Raw genomic sequence first — 18626 nt, 5'->3', positions numbered from 1 at the left:
GAGTAATATTATTCGTCGTTCTCATTATTCTCTTCGTTCAACTCTTTTTCTATGTAGAGCTGATCCATCTCTTCATCATTAAGTGAGTAGAAATCAAACAGCGTATCGCTTCGCAGGCCAAGACGCAGAGTCTCAACAGGTATCACTTCGGAAGGCTGAATATTTCCAAGATTGACATTACTGCCAAACTTTTTGATGAACCAAACCTGCTGTTCTTTTTTGGGAGCTTCAAAAATCAAGTTTTCCACAGAGATCTGGTCGGCAATCTCATCAATTAATCCCGACCGAACTTCACCATTGGGCCGGAAGACACCGACCGTTCCACTCTCTCGTGCTTCACATATGATCTTCCAGGCACCAGCATCCAGCTCTCGTTCAATCATTTTCACCCACTTGTAAGGAGGAATAATATCATTGGGATTTTTACTCCCAACTTCTGAAAGCACCGTATAATCACGACTTAAATCACGTATAATCTCAAGCTTTCGCTGATCAGAGAGCCAAATAGTGCCATTGGAAACTTCCAGATATTCTATACCAAAACGATCCAGCAGCTGGCGATATCCATCCAGCTGGTCGCGCAACATATACGCCTCAAACAGTGTACCCCCAAAATAAACAGGGATGTTTGCATTGGCGTAAACGGAGAGCTTGTCTTCTAAATTCTGTGTAACATAACTCGTGCCCCAGCCCAACTTGACAATGTCAATATAGTTGGAACTGGATTCACAAAAATCTTCAGCCTGCCTAACACTTAAGCCTTTGTCCAAAACTAGGGTGACACCCTTTTCGCGCGGTTTGCTCGTTCGTTTCGGAAGATGGTTAAGTTTAAATGCCATTTGCCTATTTGAAATTGAAATTTAAACGGTCTAAGATACTAAAATGAAGCCTGTTAATAAAGTTTGCTTCACAACACCCCGACGCACGTGTTATTTTATAGAAACAGGCTTTTATTAGTAAGGAATCCTCAGGTAAGATCAAAATTTGATTGCAAAATAACCGTCTCACTGTTCTTCCGGTTTAAGGATTAACCCTGAAAAGGGGGCAACCGGTACCGAATTATTAAATCGGTCAATAATCCCACCCTGATCGTTACCGCCATAGAAACGAGAATCACTATTCAATATTACCTTGTAATCCACCCCCTGGAACGGCCCCGGCTTATACTCCCCGATGACGTCATCGGAAAAGTTTAAAATAAAAAGCAGATGGTTGCTGGGATCACGGGCTTTTCGCAGAAATGAAAAGACTCCGCCATGTGTTCGGCCCAGGTCAGTCCACTCAAAACCTTCATATCGGTTATCCTGCTCGAACAGACTCTCTTCCTCCCTGTAAAGGGCCAACAGATCCTTGTAAAAACGTTTCACCCCGCGATGTGGATCATATTCCAGCAGGTGCCAGTCTAGAGATTTATCTTCAGCCCACTCGCTGGTTTGACCGAACTCTCCACCCATAAACAGTAATTTTTTTCCGGGATGGCCCATTTGGTAGAGGTACAACAACCTTAGATTCGGGAACTGTTCATGGTGGAAGCCCGGACTTTTGTATACAAGTGGCTTCTTCATATGCACCACTTCATCGTGTGAAAGGGGGAGCACGAAGTTTTCTGACATGGCATACACCATCGGGAAGGTTATGTTGTCCGCATTCAGGCGGCGATCGCCCGGTTCCATCTCCATATAGGTCAGTGTGTCGTTCATCCAGCCCATATTCCATTTAAAGTCGAATCCCAAGCCGCCGTGCTCGGTAGGATGCGTTACCCCCGGCCATGAGGTCGACTCCTCTGCAAATGTCAGTATGCCGGGGTATTCCTTGTGGATCATGGCATTGAACTGCTTGAGAAACTCAATCGCCTCCAAGTGCTCACGGCCGCCGTACTCATTGGGCGACCACTCCCCGTCTTCTTTGGAATAATCCAGGTATAGCATTGCGGCTACCGCATCGACGCGCAGACCGTCGATATGGTATTTGTCGCACCAAAAAAGAGCATTGGAAAGCAGGAAATTGCGCACACCCGCCTTGCCGTAATCAAAAATGTGGGTACCCCAGTCTTTTTGCTCACGCCGTTTGGGATCTTCATATTCGTAGAGCGGAGACCCGTCATACATCTGTAGCCCCTGTTCATCCCGTGGAAAGTGAGCGGGTACCCAATCAAGCAGTACCCCTATGTCATTTTTATGGCACTGATCCACGAAATACATAAAGTCATCCGGATCCCCAAAACGACTGGTGGGCGCAAAATAACCCATAATCTGGTATCCCCATGAGGGATCGTACGGGTGCTCGGCCACCGGCATCAGCTCGATATGCGTAAAGCCCATCTCACTGACGTAAGAAACCAGCTCATCAGCCAGCTCCCTGTAGGTCAGGTATTCCTGGTGCTCACCTTTGCGGCGCCACGAGCCCAGATGTACTTCATAAATCGACATCGGCCTATCATGCCTCTGACGCTCTTGCCGCTGGGCCATCCATTCATCATCCTCCCAGGAATAGCTGTCCACGTCGTAGACCAAAGATGCCACTTTAGGGCGTAGCTCGCTTACATATGCATAGGGATCCGCCTTTAGAAAAGGAGGAGTGTGTTCTCCAGTTTTTAGCTCATATTTATACAATGCCCATTTTTCCACCCCCGGGACAAAAGTGCTCCACAGCCCGCTATCATGATCTTTTTCCATAACATCAACATCGCCATTCCAGTTGTTGAAGTCTCCAACAACACTTACGCGATGGGCATTGGGAGCCCAAACCGTAAATTGAACGCCCTTTTCACCATCTTTCTCTGTGAGATGAGCACCAAGTAATTCGTACGCCCGGTGATATTTACCTTCGTTCCACAACCACTTGTTATCCTTGGATATTATTTTCTCCACAAGCCCGATCCCTTAAGTTCTTATTGTCTGACTGAAAGGCTAAGGAAAATGCGGGAAAGGTGAAAGGAGAAAATGACGGGAGACGACATATATCTTCTAGTTACTGCTGTCAAATCGATTTTATATTTTTTTTGGAAATTTTCCGGTTTCCGGTCTCCTTTTCTTCCGATCATCCGCACTTCACTTCTCCAGCTCGATGAATGCCTCATCAATATTTTCGGGCTTCTTCGTGAAGAGGCTGACCAGCCACGTTGCCAGCAAAGCCAGGAGAAAGGCGGGGATCAGCTCATAAAGACTGTTTTTCAAAACAGGCACGTAATACCAAATAAGGGTAACTGCGGTCCCGGTAAATAATCCCGCGAAAATGCCTGCTTTAGTAGTGCCACGCCAATAAAGCGCAAGAATAGAGGTCGGCCCGATGGCGGCACCCAAACCTGCCCAGGCAAACAGCACCAGCCAAAACACATATTCCTGTGCAAAAATGCCAAATGCGAGGGCAATAATCACAAGACCCAATACAACAATCCGGCTGTAGAGCACCAATGTTTTCTGCGGGATCTCCTTGCCTTTTGCAAGGATGCGATCGTAGACATCCCGGACAACGGCAGAGGCCGCGACCAGCAGCTGGGAGTCGGCTGTGGACATGATAGCAGCAAAAATTGATGCAACAACTACTCCAAACAGGATGGGATGCAGGTGCTGCTGTGCCAATACGGGATAGAGATTCTCTTGGTCAGCGGCGAGCAACATTTCCACCTCAGGGAAATAGACTCGTCCGGCCAGCCCGATGAACAGGGCGCCCCAGGCCATCACCACGTTCCAGATAGTGCCCACCACAGCTGTCCAACGAAGCTGCTCCACATCATCGATCGCCATATAGCGGGAAAGGATATGAGGGTTGCCCGGTGAACCTAGCCCTATCCCCAGGAAGCCGAACAGCCCACCCATGGAAAGTGCTAATGGGTCGACCAACGAGGCATCCAGATTGGTGAGTTCGGAAAGAACTGCCTGGAGTCCACCGGCATCAATGACAGCAATAAACGGCAGCACAACCAGTGCAAAAATCATGAAAATGGCCTGGAACATATCTGTGAGGCTGACCGCCAGGAATCCACCAAGTACGGTATAGGCCAGGATTATAGCCGCCGAAAGCACGATTCCGGTTGTCTGCTCAATATGAAAGCTGGAAGCAAATGCCTTGCCACCGGCCACAAATTGGGATGAGACATATCCCACCATGAAAATCAGGAATACTACAACCAGGGCGATGCGCAGCGTTCCATTTTTATCGTTGAAGCGTTCTGCAAAAAAGTCGGGAACGGTGATGCAGTCGTAAGCTTCGGAAAAGTTGCGCAGCCGGCGGGCATAATAAAGGAAGAGGAAAAGCTCCACCACAATATACCCGATAACCGCCCAAACAGCAGAGGCGCCCTGGCTGTAGGCCATGCCGGTAACTCCGAGCAGCAGCCATGCACTACGACCCGAAACAACGGCAGACAGCGCGATGACAAAACGGTTCATCTTTCGCCCGCCAATAAAAAACTCGCTGATTCCCTCTGAAGAAAAACGGGAGGAGTAGAGACCGATTCCCACCAATAACAACAGATATCCCACAAAGGCCCCGACTGCATACTCATTGACCGCTATGGAAATGACCTGGCTTTCGTCCAATCTTATCCTGTTTTTGCTTTATGGGCCAGCCAGAAACCAAATAGCATAATGGCAACCGGAACGACAAACATCATCATATAAAATGAAAACATTGTAACAATCGGTTTTTAAATGCGTATTGGTCTTCAGAGCCTAGTAAGGCTACGCTTATAAAGATGATTACTCCAGTTGTTACAAGGCTCTAGAATTATACCTATATACAAAGCGAGGCCCCGCAAAGTCGGGGCTTCTTTTTTATGGGAAAATGCCCATCTGTTCGTACATAATGCCAACCTTTTCAATGGCATTCAGGAATGCGGCTGTTCGAAGATCGATATTATGCTTTTTACGGAGCTCATTAATTTCGTTATATGCATTAACCATCGTCTCTTCCAAGCCGGAATCCACCAGCTCGTATTCCCCCGCTCCATGGGCCAGCGACTGCATCTCCTCTTCCGTAAATGTTCGGTCCGAGATATTCTCAACTACACTAAGAATTTTTCGATAGCTGGTCTCTTCGGCTCTTTTTTCTAGCCGCCCGAAGCGCACGTGAGACAGGTTTTTAAGCCATTCGAAGTAGGATACTGTCACTCCACCCGCATTCAGATAGTTGTCCGGGATAATCAGAGCGCCCCGGCTTTTCATAATTTCATGGGCTTCTGAAGTGGTGGGACCGTTGGCCGCTTCGGCAATAATTTTGGCTTTCACATTAGATGCATTATCTGCATTTATCTGATTCTCCAGAGCAGCAGGTATCAGGATATCGCATTCGGCCTCCATGACCGCCTTGTTATTTTCCAGCTCCTTGGTACTCTCGAAGCCTATAATTGAACCGGTCTCTTTTCGGTATTCCACCAACTTCTCCAGGTCTATACCGTTGGGATCATAAATAGAACCTTCAATTTCGGCTACTCCTACTAGTTTAGCCCCGGCTTCGCTCATATACTTTGCTGAGTGGTATCCGACGTTACCCAGTCCCTGCACAACAAAAGTTTTACCTTCAATGCTCGGCTCCAGGCCAAGCTCCTTCATATCGTCTTTGTTTTTGCACGCCTCGCGCACGCCAAAAAATACTCCGCGACCGGTGGCTTCCGTACGCCCACGGATTCCGCCCTGGGGAATAGGCTTTCCGGTCACGCACCCCTCGCTGTTTATATCGTTTGAGAGCTGCCGGTACGTATCCAGGATCCAGCCCATTTCTCTGGCGCCCGTCCCGTAATCGGGAGCTGGCACATCGGAACCGGGGCCAATAAAATCCTTTTTGATAAGCTCAAAGGTATAGCGGCGTGTAATACGCTCTATTTCAGCATCCGAAAAGTTGTTTTTATCGATCTTGATACCGCCTTTTGCTCCACCAAACGGAACATCGACCACTGCACACTTGTAGGTCATCAAGGCGGCCAGGGCCATCGTTTCATCCTCATTTACCGTGGTACTAAATCGAATCCCCCCTTTGGTCGGTAACTTATGGTGACTGTGTTCTACACGCCAACCCTGGATCACCTCAATGCTGCCGTCATCCCTGCGAAGGGGAAACGTGACGTGATAAACGGTGTTACAAATTTTTATTTGATGCAACAGGCCTTTATCAAAACGAGAGTGCTGAGCGGCCTTGTCAAATGCTTTATTTACCTGGGCAAAAAATTGATAGTCTGACATAAATAACTAATGATTTTAGGGTACGTCTGGGTCTATTTAATAAATTCTCATTTGCTAGCCAACGCATCACATGCTGTCCAACAGCAATTAGTACCATCTCATTCATCTGGCTTCTTAAACTCCGAGGAGTGAATTTTTTTCCACTCTGCGGGCTTCCCGGTAGTATTCATCAATAGCACATTGTGCACCTCAAACCGGATATGGAATTCACGTCCCATCACATTGAGGATGCGCTCTTTTTCCTTCCTGGACAGATCGCCATAGAGCAGACTTAAGTGGGGCACATACTCCTCTTCTGAGGAGATATTGAATAGCTTTTCTGCCGTTTTTCTCGCATTTATGATGCCTTTATTTTCTTCGGCATGGACAAAGAGTGACTGGTAATAGGTATCCGTGTATCCCGCCCGTGTGAGCAATACCTCAAAAGGATGCAGCGACCTCGCCAGCGTATCGGTCAGTTGTATCAGCTCTGTCTCTCCGAGTTGCAGTCCCCCAAGCAGGGTAACATGAGGATCAAAAACAGGAGTTTTATTCTTTTCGCTTAGCTTTTTGATTCGCTCCTTCAAACTGTATGCAACGTCACCAAATGGACGAAGCCACAATGAGTAGGTCTTCTTTTGACTCATATGTAAGCATTTTTTGATTCAACATTCTTAGGTAGAACCTGAAATATCCGTGTGCAAGCTACATTAGTTTGATCAATCATTCAACGGCAGAGGCACGTGCAAATGGTCGGCCGTACCCACATGACGCAGCGTTTGATAACCCAGCATGTTCAGCAGATGAGCGGTCAACCAGTTTTTCCATTCCGCCCGTCCCCTTGTTCGCAAGTCTACTGCATGCACATAACCCGTCGGCTGGTGGTAGTGCAATGACTGCTGGCGCGGTGTTAAACCCATTTTGAGATACTCCTCCGGCGTTCGGTGCATATCAGTTATGACAAGATCAGAATCCGCCAGCGTTGCAGTAGCAACAGTTACTCTCAGGATTGGGTGCAGCGACCGGTAATGTGCGCGTTCCTGCTCGTTTTTAACATTCATGCTAGAAAGGTATAACAAGGCATAGCAACAGTAAGACAAAACCATAACAGCCGTCGACTGGAATAAAAATTTCCTCATCCGGGCCTTACCACTAAACCGAAATGATAAATATGATCCATAAAAAACCAAGAGCGTGATTGTAGCCAGCACGCCAGAGCCGAGTGCCAACCAGCCATTCAATCCATATGAGGAATACGTAAATAGCGAGACTCTAATTAACAGGAAAAAGGGAAGTAGCAACAGTCCAATGGCAACCAGTAATTTTGCAATCCACCTGTAAAGTAAAAACGGTTTTTTGCCTTTTTTTGCAGGCTTGGGATTTTTCTTCGGGGATGAATACTCGGCAAGCTGTGCGTCAAATTGTGCGTCCAGCTCACGCAGTTGTTTTAACGATGATCGGTCAGAGCCCACGGTAGACATAGCGTGCAAAATCTATTTTTCATCTTATTTCATTAGTTCTTTTGCACGGATTTACGCTTTTGAAAGTTGCACCAGGAACATAAAGACTGGAAATAAGTCTAAAAAATTGGATAGAGGGCAAAAAAAGGGAAACAAATGAAGAATGGCAGGTGGGATAAAAAAGGCCTCGACGCTAAAACGAGGCCTTTTTTGTTATCATCCCATCACAATCCCTACACATAAAGTACAAAATTTCAGGAAAAGTCCTAATATTTTTTTCACTAATGCAAAATTAGGAAAAATATTTTGCCGACGAGGCAATTCTCCTAAAAAATAGGCCTTATTCCATCAAATTCGATTCAGGAATCGAACGTCTATTTAAGATAGGAGTTAAAAAATATTTAACACCTACTCTTGTTTGCTGACTTTCATGCCTGTCTCGTGCGCGGAACCGACACTAAAAACATTCGCCAGGAATAAGATCGACATACATCCAAGAAAGCCAAACAGGAGGGTACCCGGGAGATTAAGTGAAAGTGCCAGCAGGCCCGTTACCAAACTGCCAAACGCGCCGCCAATCAAGTTAGGAACTAAACCAAATCCATCTTTCCCCATAACTAACTGTGATAGCCATCCGGTCAGTGCCCCGAGTGCCAGAAGCCAAAAAACTATTTCTCCACTTACCTGTTCCATCTGAGATAACCTCCAATAAACTTTGTTGAAATTTTGTGCCTGTAAATATAGGGAACATGCTTAAAATTCGAAGCATAACTGTTAAATTCCGGTATAATAATTTATTGTCTATGCCGAAACCAGAAAAAACACGGAAAATCATACATATCGACATGGATGCTTTTTATGCATCTGTTGAGCAGCGTGACTTCCCGGAGTATCGTGGCAAGCCCGTCATTGTGGGTGGATCGCCGGAAGGACGCGGAGTGGTAGCCGCTGCCAGTTATGAAGTTCGAAAATATGGCGTTCATTCGGCCATGCCCGCCGCCAAAGCTGTGCGACTCTGTCCCCACGCCATTTTTGTGAAGCCCCGATTTGAAGTATACCGCAAAGTCTCAAGCCAGGTTCGTGAAATCTTTTTCCAGTTTACCGACCTTGTGGAACCCCTTTCGCTGGACGAAGCCTTCTTGGACGTCACTGAAAACCACCAGGATATCCCCTCTGCCACCCTGATTGCTCAAAAAATACGTGAGCTCATTAAACATCAGGTAAACCTGAACGCATCGGCGGGTGTATCTTATAATAAGTTTTTGGCGAAGGTCGCATCCGATCTCGACAAACCCGACGGACTTGCGGTAATCACGCCCGAGAAAGCCCCCGATTTTTTAGAGCAACTCAATATCGGGGAATTCTACGGTATTGGGGATGCCACAGAGAAAAAGATGCATTCTCTGGGTATTAAAACAGGTGCGGATCTAAAAAAATGGTCGAAAATAGATCTTGTAGAGCATTTCGGTAAGACCGGGCGATTTTACTACCGTATTGTTCGCGGGGTAGACAACCGGCAGGTGAAAACCGACCGGATCCGTAAATCGCTGGGCAAAGAACGAACGTTCTCTGAAGATGTAGACGATATCGAGTGGATCAATAATTTTTTTGATGAGTTGGCAGAAAAAATATCCGAACGCTTAAAGCAAAAAAATGTGGCCGGCAAAACGATCACGATCAAAGTTCGCTATTCAGACTTCGAGACAATAACAAGAAGCACCTCATTTGACCATTATATTGATGAGGGAAGTGATATAGCCGAAGCAGCAAAAATACTGCTGGAACAAACCCAGGCCGGCAAGCGAAAAGTGCGATTGCTGGGGATCACGCTTTCCAATTTGAATCTCAATGATGAAGGCATATACGAACAACTTGAACTCCCTTTTGATTAGCCCCACGCCGGGTCAAAAATGCTTCACATCGGCTTAAAATATTTTTTAGATTCCACCGTCAATCATTCATTCTTAGCTGTTGCCAGAATATCCAGACATGAGTTATTCCCTTTCCGATTTTGATTACGAGCTTCCCGAAAAACTGATAGCCCAGGAGCCCGCTTCTCCCCGAGACCACGCGCGGCTGTTGGTCTATGATCGCTCTTCAAAAACAATAACCGACGATCACTTTTATAACATCCTGGACTACCTCCCGGCTGAAACCACCTTGGTAGCAAACAATAGCAAAGTCGAAAAATGCCGCCTGTTGTTCGATGGCGGAACTCGCGAGATATTTGTTCTTGAAACTTTGAATCCAGAAACCGTACGCGCGATGGTGCGGCCAGGAAAAAAATTCAGAGAAGGGGGGGTTGTTGAACTGGCGGATCAAATTTCGGCAGAAGTACTTTCGATTGACGAGGAGGGGATCCGCACACTCCGCCTGTCACCAAGCCTGAGAGATCCCATTTACGAAACCTACAAGTACACCCCGTTCCCGCCATATATTAAACAGAATGAGGAGCTATCTGAGGAATACCAGACGGTGTATGCTCGCGACCTGGGTAGCAAGGCGGCCCCAACTGCAGGGCTCCATTTTACGGATAATCTCGTACAAAAAATCGGGGACTCAGACATTGGCTGGGCAGAAGTAACCCTGCACGTTGGACTTGGAACTTTTGCACCGGTAAAAACGAAAGATATTGATGAACATACGATGCACAGCGAATGGTACGAGATAGATGATGCTACTGCCCAAAAATTGAATCGATCTTCACACCTGACCGCTATAGGCACTACCAGCATTCGGGTGCTCGAATCAAATTCTGATAGACCAAGACATTTTAAACCAGAAACAAAAGAGACAGACATCTTTATTCGGCCGGGATATCAATTCAATGCCGTCGATTCGCTGATCACTAATTTCCACCTACCTAAAAGTACTCTTTTAATGCTGGTGGCTGCTTTTATGGGCTTTGAAGAGATGCATCGCGTATACCAGCATGCCATTGACGAGCAATACCGCTTCTACTCCTTCGGCGATGCAATGCTTATTTTATAACCTACCTCTCAAAATTTAGCATCAATCTCGTGTCTATCTATACTATATAAAACACACCTTAATTCCTTTTTATCACAACTTAGTTATACATTACTTATAGATTAAATACTTATCAAAAAATTAACTTGATCCGAATACCCTCAACACCTTATATTTAAAATAGTTGATTCAAAAAGGCCCGAGATGAACGGGCTTTTTCTTTTTTTCTTCCATTCATATCGATAGAGACATCAACTTTCCTTTCTTATAATTAATCCTGCTCAATTAAATTTCCGAATGGCTATCGACTAACAAGAAAGCGCTGGCTTATAACATTCCTGAACAAATATCAATTTCTCTCTTTGTTACGGAGTGGACTTTATCCCCTTCACGTATCTACACGACCTACCTAATAATTCTCCATTAGTTTATGAATAGATATATATTAGTTATATAATAAGTTAATAAATAAAATTATAGTTGATCTGCATAGCATATTCTCCCTATTTTAATAACAGTTGATTCAAAAAGGCCGGAAAGAACTCCGGTCTTTTTTAGTGTCCATCCTTTTTTCTGCTCAATTCTTCACGTCCCTATCTGTATAAATTCCCTAATAAAAAAAGCCCACATCCAAAGGATGCAGGCCTTTTACCAAATACGATCGACGACCGCTAGCTTTCAGGATTGTCTTTTTGCTGCTGTTGTTGCTGTTGCATTTTTTGCTGCATTTCAGCTTGATCCACCATCTGAATCTGGTTACTCAGTTCTGTTTTCAACTCTTCTACATCATCTTCGCCAAGCAGCTCATCGATATTTTCGATGCCTACCTTTTGAATCAAATTATATATCATTCGGTTAAAGAGCATCTGGTGCGCCATAGAGCTAAGCTGTACAAGCTGCTGCTGCGGTACCTGAGCACCAGAAAGTTTTACCTTGTTCAAAATCGGCTCCAACAGTGTTTCTACCTTTTTAGATACCTGCTTTTCAAGCTCCTGTGCATTCTCGTTTTGCTTACTAGTTACTTCCTTACCTGAAGGATCTACGAGTTTCATTATATTTTATCTTCATTCTTATTCTGATTTCTGTCTTTATAACACGAACTAACAGGATATCAATCCTTGGGCAAAGCTTCAAATCTGGAGACGGGATATATTTTCTAGATCCATGGTGTCAAATCATTTTCAAATTCTTTCCAGGATTCTGCCAGTCTCTCTTCTGTTTTCCTTTTGGGAATGCTGATTAATAGCGAGTCGTTATCTTGTTTAAACTTGAACGACATAATTTCATTTAACTTTATGAGTACTGAAACAACCAATCTCAATACAGATGTTGAATACCCTGTTCATGATTTAATTCAACAGCGGTGGAGTCCGCGCTCTTTTTCTGATGAAGCTGTTGATGGTGAACTGTTGCGCCAATTATTTGAAGCTGCCCGCTGGTCTCCATCCTCTTATAATGAACAACCCTGGCGTTTTATCGTTGCCACCAAAGAACACCCGCAAAAATACCAGAGGATGCTTGACGTGCTCTTGCCGGGTAATCAACGATGGGCACAGGAAGCCCCTGTCCTTATCCTCACGATTGTTAAAATCCAATTTTCAAGAAACGGTTCTACAAACAGGGCAGCCAAACATGACCTGGGGCAAGCCGTTGCACATCTTACATTTGAAGCTACCAATCATGACCTCTATCTGCACCAGATGGCAGGTATTGACCTTGACAAAGCACGGGAGACATTCAGTATTCCCGAGGGCTATGAACCGTTCACGGGGATTGCGCTGGGATACCTCGGCGACGCTGATCCGCCATCCAGTCGCAAACGAAAAGAGATAGATGAATTCGTTTTCCAGGGCGACTGGGAAAACCGTGAACCTATCGGACAGGATGGTTAAACGTGTTGGCACATTTCAAAAGTGCGTCGCACACTTTTTCTGCTACTCCTCGAAAATCAGGGCATCCGGGCTTGCCCCTAATTCTTTAAGGTAATCCATCATAGCTTCATTAAACGCCATTGGCCCGCATACATAAAACGGTTGATCGAAATCGTCGATCTGCTGTTCAAGATATGCCTTATCAATGAAACCATCGAGATAGACATACTCATCGGTTGGTTCATCTGTAATCACATTGACAAAGTTGTCACCAAGTATTTCTTCGAACTCATCTTCAAGGATAATGTCTCTGTCGGTCTTATTGGAAAAAATCAACTTATTTCCATTGACTTCTCCTTTTTTGTAGAGGTCCCTAAAAATGGCGATGAACGGAGTCACACCGGCGCCACCGGCAAGAAAAACTCCCGGCCCCTTGTACTGGATGGTGCCCCACGGGTCATCAATGATAAATTCATCCCCTTCGGACAGCTTGCCGATCTGCTTGGTCACCCCATCGTGATCATCATAAATTTTGATCGTAAACTGCAGGTGCGGATCATCATTTAAGGAAGTAAAGGTGAAGGGGCGTTTTTCATCTTTCCAGCCCTCCTTGTTAACCGATACTTCGGTCGCCTGCCCGGGCTCAAATGTAAACCCTTCAGGCTTTTGACAAGTAAACTGCTTAACATCATGGGTTACATTTTTGATACTCTGGATCTCAACAGTGTACGACATAACTTATCTGCCTGATTTACTTATTTAGGTTTAACTTTACTCTTTTATTTTAAATGCTTCTCAAAGAACGCCGTTGTTTTAGTCCACGCATCTCCAGCCGCTTCTTTCTGATACCGGTTTCCAGAAGGATTTGCAAATGCGTGGCCGGCCCCGTCATAAATGTGAATGGAATTAGTTACGCCCACCTCATTCAGGGCCGCTTCAAACTTTTTAACTTGCTCTGGTGGTATACCGCTATCTTCAGCCCCAAAAATGCCAAGAATAGGCATCTGCAGCTTTTTAAGCTGTTCGTTCTCGATAATAAGTCGCCCATAGTATATAACGGTGGCATCAACCTGTTGGGGGAGTGCCAGGGCGGTTTGGAGTGACCATCCACCGCCAAAGCACCACCCGATAGTTCCGATGTTGGCTGCACCCTGTTGCTCGGCAAGATAGTTATAGGCCTGTTTTAAATTGTCAATCGCCTCTTCACTGTTTACGGAGCCTGCATATTTACCTGCATTTTCCGGCGTTTCAGCGACTCTCCCATTGTACAAGTCCACTGCGAGGGCGGTATACCCCTCACCAGCCAGCTTGTCAGTCATCATACGAATGTTGTCATTAAGACCCCACCACTCGTGGATAACAATAAGTCCCGGCCGATTTTGGTCCATGCCTTCAGGCTTAGTTAGATATCCGGTAATATCCTCTCCATTCACAGTAGCATAGGTCACCTCTTCACCTGTTACTGCACTTGACAGACTTATTTCCGAAGCCGCATTCTCAACGGGAACATCTCCATCATGCTCTTCTGCCATTCGGTCTAAATAATCCTTCTTATCAGAGCTGCATCCTGCTAATAACATTACAAGGCTAGCACCAAACAATAGCTTCCCTAACTGTTTCATAACTCCTTTGATTAGTTTGTGGTTAGACCTATTGTAATAACATTTACAGCAAAAAAGTTGCATCATTTTTACAGATTGTGGAGTTAATCTGTTTTTAGAAAAATAGTATGGTATTGTGCCAATACATATTTGAATAGGTAAAACCGACTGTTAAGGTAAGCGGCTTATTTTCTAAATTCATTTTATAGACCCATGAAATTAGATCTTATTTTTTTAAATGAACAAAAGGTAATTATTCCTTACCTTTCGACTCTTTCTGAAATGAGTAGTACTTTTTTGCGCCCGTAGCTCAACTGGATAGAGCGTCTGACTTCGGATCAGAAGGCTGAGGGTTCGAATCCTTCCGGGCGTACTCCTCTAAAACACTTCAAAAACCCCACTTATTTAACGATAGGCGGGGTTTTTTGTTGATATATACCACCTAGAAGCCTCCCATCCGAGTGAAAACTTTTCCCAAATCATACATTTTTTACTGGACTGATGTTACATATGATGTTACATTACTCTCCAACCTTAACTACTTATGTGAGAGCATATGGCCAGTCTTCGAAAGCGTAACAACTACTACTCTATCGTTTTTGCAACTCGGGTTGATGGCAAACTAATTCAGAAAGCGTATTCACTTGGGACGCGATACAAAAAGATCGCCGAACAAAAGAGGATAGAATACGAGAAGCTCTATCAAGCTGGAGAGATTAACCCCTTCGACGACAACTGGAATCTGCAAGAATATGAAAAGATGCAGGATCTCGAAGGAACATCTGTGTTAAGCCCTATTATGAATAGCCTCCAGAAACAGTTCCTGAAAGAGAAAACGAATGTAACCGAAAAGACCAAAAGGACTTACAAATATATCATTCGGCAATTCATGGATCAGGTCGGGCATACCATGCCGGTTACCAGGATTACAGCTGATGATATCAGGAATTTTTGTCTTCGTGATAAGTTAGCCAACGCATCAAAGAAGAATTACTTGAAGCACCTGAAAGCATTCTTCAACTGGGTTGTGGAAAAAGAATTCATTGAGTCCAATCCCTGTGACAAAATAAACTTGCCGAAGACAAGAGATAATTTGGTGGACAAAATTATTGAGGAAAAAGATCTGAATATAATTTTCAAGAAGTTCCGAGATTACCAGCTAAAGCATAAGAAAGCCAGAGCAATACAATCCACAGATCAGATGCAACTATGGTTCAAGCCCCTGATCACCCTTGCATTCTATACGGGGTTGAGAAGAAAAGAGATTGTTCAACTTCGATGGGAGCACGTACATCTGAAAGAACAGTTTCTTAGAGTTACTGATACCAAGAATGGCCAGGAACGGACAGTTCCTATATTTGACCCGTTATACTGGCGACTAAAAGCATGGAGGAAGTTGATGGGCAATCCGAAAAAAGGGCTCGTATTTCCTAGTCCCAAATCAAACTCAAAGCTTGAAATCCCTATGACGGGCGATAATGTTTCGAAACGCTTTAAGTTCTATGCAACCGAAGAAGCTGATTTAAAAGATACGATCAACTTCCATGGCCTGCGGCATTCCTGTGCTACCTTTTTGCTTCGAAATGGATTTAATGTCATAGAAGTCAAAAATATGCTGGGTCATAAAAGCCTGGAGGTAACCAACCGTTATGTACACCTTGTTGCTAAAGACTTACTGGCCACCGCAAACAAAAATGGATTAATCAAAGATAAAAGTGCCTAAGATAGCCCCACTAGTTCCAACCCATACTATTCCCAAGAGAGATTTACTACTCAAGATCACAGCTGATTACTTTTCGAAACTGCGCCTAAATCATGGTTTTGAGTCTGAGGCGAGTAGATGCTTGGCACCAAGTATCACAGCGATTGAATTCTTAAAGGAAACCCAACAATACCGAAAGCAGCTGCAAATTTGTCTGAAAAACTTTTCAGGACGAACGGCCGAGACTTTTCGACCGGATTTTGTTGAAGCCTTAAGAACGCTTTATCAGGATCATCTTATTTATCTTGGGAAAGCAATGTTAGAATTTGCCGAAGGGAAGATAAATCACAAAAAAACATTGGATGTGTACTTCTCTGAGGGAACAAAGACCAATCCTCATTATTCCCAACTGATAGAGAGCCTATCTAATACGTATGGGGAAGAAGTTCTTAAAATGAAAGATCACCCCTGGACCTGCCGGAGAGCACGAATTCCCGACTGTTCGAAGGATATTATGAATCGACTGGAGGGGAAACTGCGAATTATTGGTCAATTTGCATGCCTGGAGGATGCTATTTCCTTTCTGAATATCAGGATTGGTCTTCATGGAAAGTACACTTATAAATCATTGGTTGGGAACCTTGACGAATTGATTCAGGATTTTCTTATCGACAGTTCAACAGGAGATATCAACCAAGTAAAAGCCCAACAACCAGTCGATGAACTTGTACGCGAAGCGGCAAACAAATATGAGGTTTTAAATGCTCCTATTTACTTAGTCAATCCAGAAGCTTACAAGTCTATTTTAAGGCATCGTATTAAGACCACACTTAAAAAAGTATAGCAAATCAACCAGAATTTAAATGAAATTAAATCCCATAATAAGAGAGCCATTTACGTTTTGAATCTCCGGTTATCGAGGGAGAGTGGGTATCCATAAATTAGATAGAGTGGTAGAGAAAAACGGAGCGAGTCCATGGTTAAGAATATCTGGCCACACGAGTTGTTTCGTGAACTAGCAATCTATTTATTTGGCAAGACTGGGAATCCCTTTGCCCGGGAAACTTTGCGGGGATTGGTTTTTGTACACCGATCGCCCAAGCATAGATAAGACCAACCTTGATGCCTAACTCATCGGCCAACTCGCTGAGATTATCCCGCTGGTTGGTAACTTTGCTGGATTACGTCCAGTTTAAATTCTTTGCTGTAGGTTCTTATTTACTCATAATTGTTTCTTGTCATAAATTGCAGCGACAATCTATGGCTTAACTGGGTGTCTACCAAAATGTAGCAAGTTCAACCCTCAACTTTACTGATCCGTAATCATAGCGAAATCAAATCGTAGGCTTCATAAAGCCGTATTTTAAAGCTTCATGTAACACCATTTGTAACAACGCGTAGGAATACTGGGAAAGTATTTCATTTTTCTACTCCGTTAAAAATTTTAAAATGGATGAAAACTAAATTCCAAGCTTTGTCCAATGCTACAATAAAATTTTAAAACCAGACTAAAGAAAATTCAGCTTACGCAAGACCAAACAGTTGTGGCAGCCACATGCTAAGTGCCGGCCAGAATGTGACAAGCAACAGGGCAATAAGCATAGCCGCAAATAATGGTAACAAAGGCTTGATGACCTTCGGTATCGTTGTATCGGCTATACTCACGCCAACGAATAGAAGTGTACCTACAGGCGGTGTACAAATACCGATGCAGAGATTCAGTACCATCATAATGCCAAAGTGAATCGGGTCCATACCCAGTTCAGTCACAATAGGCAGAAAGATCGGGGTGAATATCAATACGGCCGGCGTCATGTCCATAAACATACCCACGAACAGCAGGATGAGGTTGATAAGCAGCAAGATAACCACCTTGCTCTCGCTGAGTGATAACAGCCCATCGCTGATTGCCTGTGGAATACTTTCGAAGGACATTACCCAAGACATGCTCACCGAGGTGGCAATTAAAAGCATGACTATAGCTGTGGTTTTGACCGCATTCATTAGAATATCGGGCAGATCGCCGAAAGAAATTTCATTATAAAAGTAGCCAAGTACGAGCGTATAAACTACAGCGATAGCCGCCGCTTCAGTTGCAGTAAAAATGCCGACAACAATACCACCAATGATGACCACCAGCAGGAAAAGACTTGGGAATGCAACGAAGAACGATTTGATTAGCTCTTTAAATGTGCCGCGCTCTCCGACTGGAAAATCCTTGTACAGCGTCCAGACTGCCGCGACAGCCATGAGCGAAAGCCCAATCAGGATTCCCGGAAGATATCCCGCAATAAAAAGAGCCGCAATGGAGGTTCCGCCACTGGCCAGTGAATATACAATGAGTGTGTTGGAGGGCGGGATAATAAGCCCAGTCGTAGAAGAGGTAATATTTATAGCAGCTCCAAACTCTTTCGAGTATCCTTCCGCCTCCATACGGGGACCCAAAATACTACCGATAGCAGATGCTGCAGCAACCGAAGAGCCGGCAATGGCACCGAACAGCATAGCTGCTACGACGTTTATGTGGGCAAGTCCACCGGGAAGTGCCCCCACCACATTTTTGGCAAAATTAATAAGCCGGGTGGCAATGCCACCCTGGTTCATCAGCTGACCAGCCAGTATGAAAAAGGGTATGGCAAGCAGGGTAAAACTGTCGAGGCTGGTGACAAAGCGTTGGGCCATCGTGGTGAAGGCTGTGATTGTGTCAATGCTCAACAGGATGGTTAGGACGCCGGAAACCCCCAGTGTCCATGCCACGGGCACCCCGATGCCCAGCAATATGACGAAGCTTAAAACAAGTACCAGAATTTCGTAAAGTTCCATGTGTCCCTATTGGTTTTCTTTAATTTCGGCGGGTGTCTGAT

The 18626-nt window shown here is 44.7% G+C and carries 16 protein-coding genes and 1 tRNA gene; 6 read left to right on the top strand and 11 right to left on the bottom strand.

The window, feature by feature from the left end:
- Positions 1-8 precede the first annotated feature (8 nt).
- From NC796_RS17745 to NC796_RS17715, 7 genes are all read right to left on the bottom strand, one after another.
- Positions 9-839, bottom strand: a complete 831-nt coding sequence (locus NC796_RS17745; RefSeq protein ID WP_310686339.1) for a phosphosulfolactate synthase — start codon at positions 837-839, stop codon at positions 9-11.
- Between the two features lie 165 nt (positions 840-1004).
- A complete protein-coding gene (gene glgB, locus NC796_RS17740) occupies positions 1005-2870 on the bottom strand; it encodes a 1,4-alpha-glucan branching protein GlgB (RefSeq protein WP_310686338.1) in 1866 nt (621 codons plus the stop codon).
- 180 nt (positions 2871-3050) lie between these two features.
- On the bottom strand, positions 3051-4541 hold the full coding sequence (locus NC796_RS17735) for a sodium/proline symporter (RefSeq protein ID WP_310686337.1): 1491 nt from the start codon (positions 4539-4541) through the stop codon (positions 3051-3053).
- A gap of 234 nt (positions 4542-4775) precedes the next feature.
- A complete protein-coding gene (locus tag NC796_RS17730) occupies positions 4776-6179 on the bottom strand; it encodes a Glu/Leu/Phe/Val dehydrogenase (protein ID WP_310686336.1) in 1404 nt (467 codons plus the stop codon).
- A gap of 98 nt (positions 6180-6277) precedes the next feature.
- Positions 6278-6805 (bottom strand): 2'-5' RNA ligase family protein, encoded by a 528-nt coding sequence (locus NC796_RS17725; protein WP_310686334.1) that lies wholly within the window; start codon positions 6803-6805, stop codon positions 6278-6280.
- A gap of 72 nt (positions 6806-6877) precedes the next feature.
- On the bottom strand, positions 6878-7639 hold the full coding sequence (locus NC796_RS17720; protein ID WP_310686332.1) for a hypothetical protein: 762 nt from the start codon (positions 7637-7639) through the stop codon (positions 6878-6880).
- Between the two features lie 387 nt (positions 7640-8026).
- Entirely contained in the window at positions 8027-8311 is a 285-nt protein-coding gene (locus NC796_RS17715; protein WP_310686331.1) for a hypothetical protein, read from the bottom strand.
- A gap of 110 nt (positions 8312-8421) precedes the next feature.
- Here NC796_RS17715 and dinB point away from each other — a divergent pair, with 110 nt between their 5' ends.
- Entirely contained in the window at positions 8422-9510 is a 1089-nt protein-coding gene (gene dinB, locus NC796_RS17710) for a DNA polymerase IV (protein ID WP_310686329.1), read from the top strand.
- Positions 9511-9607: 97 nt separating this feature from the next.
- Positions 9608-10609 carry a tRNA preQ1(34) S-adenosylmethionine ribosyltransferase-isomerase QueA gene (gene queA / locus NC796_RS17705; RefSeq protein ID WP_310686327.1) on the top strand — a complete coding sequence of 334 codons (1002 nt, stop codon included), beginning with the start codon at positions 9608-9610 and terminating at the stop codon, positions 10607-10609.
- A 650-nt stretch (positions 10610-11259) separates the two neighbouring features.
- Here queA and NC796_RS17700 read toward each other — a convergent pair.
- Positions 11260-11640 (bottom strand): hypothetical protein, encoded by a 381-nt coding sequence (locus NC796_RS17700; protein ID WP_310686325.1) that lies wholly within the window; start codon positions 11638-11640, stop codon positions 11260-11262.
- Positions 11641-11883: 243 nt separating this feature from the next.
- Here NC796_RS17700 and NC796_RS17695 point away from each other — a divergent pair, with 243 nt between their 5' ends.
- Positions 11884-12480 (top strand): nitroreductase family protein, encoded by a 597-nt coding sequence (locus NC796_RS17695; RefSeq protein WP_310686323.1) that lies wholly within the window; start codon positions 11884-11886, stop codon positions 12478-12480.
- A 42-nt stretch (positions 12481-12522) separates the two neighbouring features.
- Here NC796_RS17695 and NC796_RS17690 read toward each other — a convergent pair whose 3' ends face one another.
- Together NC796_RS17690 and NC796_RS17685 are read right to left on the bottom strand one after the other, a co-directional pair.
- On the bottom strand, positions 12523-13194 hold the full coding sequence (locus tag NC796_RS17690) for an FAD-binding oxidoreductase (RefSeq protein ID WP_310686321.1): 672 nt from the start codon (positions 13192-13194) through the stop codon (positions 12523-12525).
- A gap of 44 nt (positions 13195-13238) precedes the next feature.
- On the bottom strand, positions 13239-14081 hold the full coding sequence (locus NC796_RS17685) for a dienelactone hydrolase family protein (RefSeq protein ID WP_310686319.1): 843 nt from the start codon (positions 14079-14081) through the stop codon (positions 13239-13241).
- A gap of 278 nt (positions 14082-14359) precedes the next feature.
- Here NC796_RS17685 and NC796_RS17680 point away from each other — a divergent pair.
- From NC796_RS17680 to NC796_RS17670, 3 genes are all read left to right on the top strand, one after another.
- Positions 14360-14433 (top strand) — tRNA-Arg (locus NC796_RS17680).
- 183 nt (positions 14434-14616) lie between these two features.
- Positions 14617-15783: an integrase gene (locus tag NC796_RS17675; protein ID WP_310686317.1), complete on the top strand. Its 1167-nt coding sequence runs from the start codon at positions 14617-14619 to the stop codon at positions 15781-15783.
- The gene (locus NC796_RS17670) at positions 15776-16606 is read left to right on the top strand and encodes a hypothetical protein (protein WP_310686315.1); all 831 of its coding nucleotides are present in this window, start codon (positions 15776-15778) and stop codon (positions 16604-16606) included. Before NC796_RS17675 ends, NC796_RS17670 begins: the two co-directional genes overlap by 8 nt.
- Before the next feature lie 680 nt (positions 16607-17286).
- Here NC796_RS17670 and NC796_RS17665 read toward each other — a convergent pair.
- A complete protein-coding gene (locus tag NC796_RS17665; RefSeq protein ID WP_310686313.1) occupies positions 17287-18585 on the bottom strand; it encodes a TRAP transporter large permease subunit in 1299 nt (432 codons plus the stop codon).
- Positions 18586-18626: the final 41 nt, after the last annotated feature.

The sequence above is a fragment of the Aliifodinibius sp. S!AR15-10 genome, from assembly GCF_031569985.1.
Lineage (GTDB): Bacteria > Bacteroidota > Rhodothermia > Balneolales > Balneolaceae > JAMQKA01.
This window is presented reverse-complemented; position numbering and strand designations above follow the sequence as displayed.

Excerpts from the sequence above, each read along its gene's own strand:
- NC796_RS17715 (WP_310686331.1), bottom strand. The coding sequence starts at position 8,311 with ATGGAACAGGTAAGTGGAGAAATAGTTTTTTGGCTTCTGGCACTCGGG.
- NC796_RS17720 (WP_310686332.1), bottom strand. The coding sequence starts at position 7,639 with ATGTCTACCGTGGGCTCTGACCGATCATCGTTAAAACAACTGCGTGAG.
- NC796_RS17745 (WP_310686339.1), bottom strand. The coding sequence starts at position 839 with ATGGCATTTAAACTTAACCATCTTCCGAAACGAACGAGCAAACCGCGC.
- NC796_RS17690 (WP_310686321.1), bottom strand. The coding sequence starts at position 13,194 with ATGTCGTACACTGTTGAGATCCAGAGTATCAAAAATGTAACCCATGAT.
- NC796_RS17685 (WP_310686319.1), bottom strand. The coding sequence starts at position 14,081 with ATGAAACAGTTAGGGAAGCTATTGTTTGGTGCTAGCCTTGTAATGTTA.
- NC796_RS17695 (WP_310686323.1), top strand. The coding sequence starts at position 11,884 with ATGAGTACTGAAACAACCAATCTCAATACAGATGTTGAATACCCTGTT.
- NC796_RS17675 (WP_310686317.1), top strand. The coding sequence starts at position 14,617 with ATGGCCAGTCTTCGAAAGCGTAACAACTACTACTCTATCGTTTTTGCA.
- NC796_RS17730 (WP_310686336.1), bottom strand. The coding sequence starts at position 6,179 with ATGTCAGACTATCAATTTTTTGCCCAGGTAAATAAAGCATTTGACAAG.
- dinB (WP_310686329.1), top strand. The coding sequence starts at position 8,422 with ATGCCGAAACCAGAAAAAACACGGAAAATCATACATATCGACATGGAT.
- NC796_RS17700 (WP_310686325.1), bottom strand. The coding sequence starts at position 11,640 with ATGAAACTCGTAGATCCTTCAGGTAAGGAAGTAACTAGTAAGCAAAAC.
- NC796_RS17665 (WP_310686313.1), bottom strand. The coding sequence starts at position 18,585 with ATGGAACTTTACGAAATTCTGGTACTTGTTTTAAGCTTCGTCATATTG.
- NC796_RS17725 (WP_310686334.1), bottom strand. The coding sequence starts at position 6,805 with ATGAGTCAAAAGAAGACCTACTCATTGTGGCTTCGTCCATTTGGTGAC.
- queA (WP_310686327.1), top strand. The coding sequence starts at position 9,608 with ATGAGTTATTCCCTTTCCGATTTTGATTACGAGCTTCCCGAAAAACTG.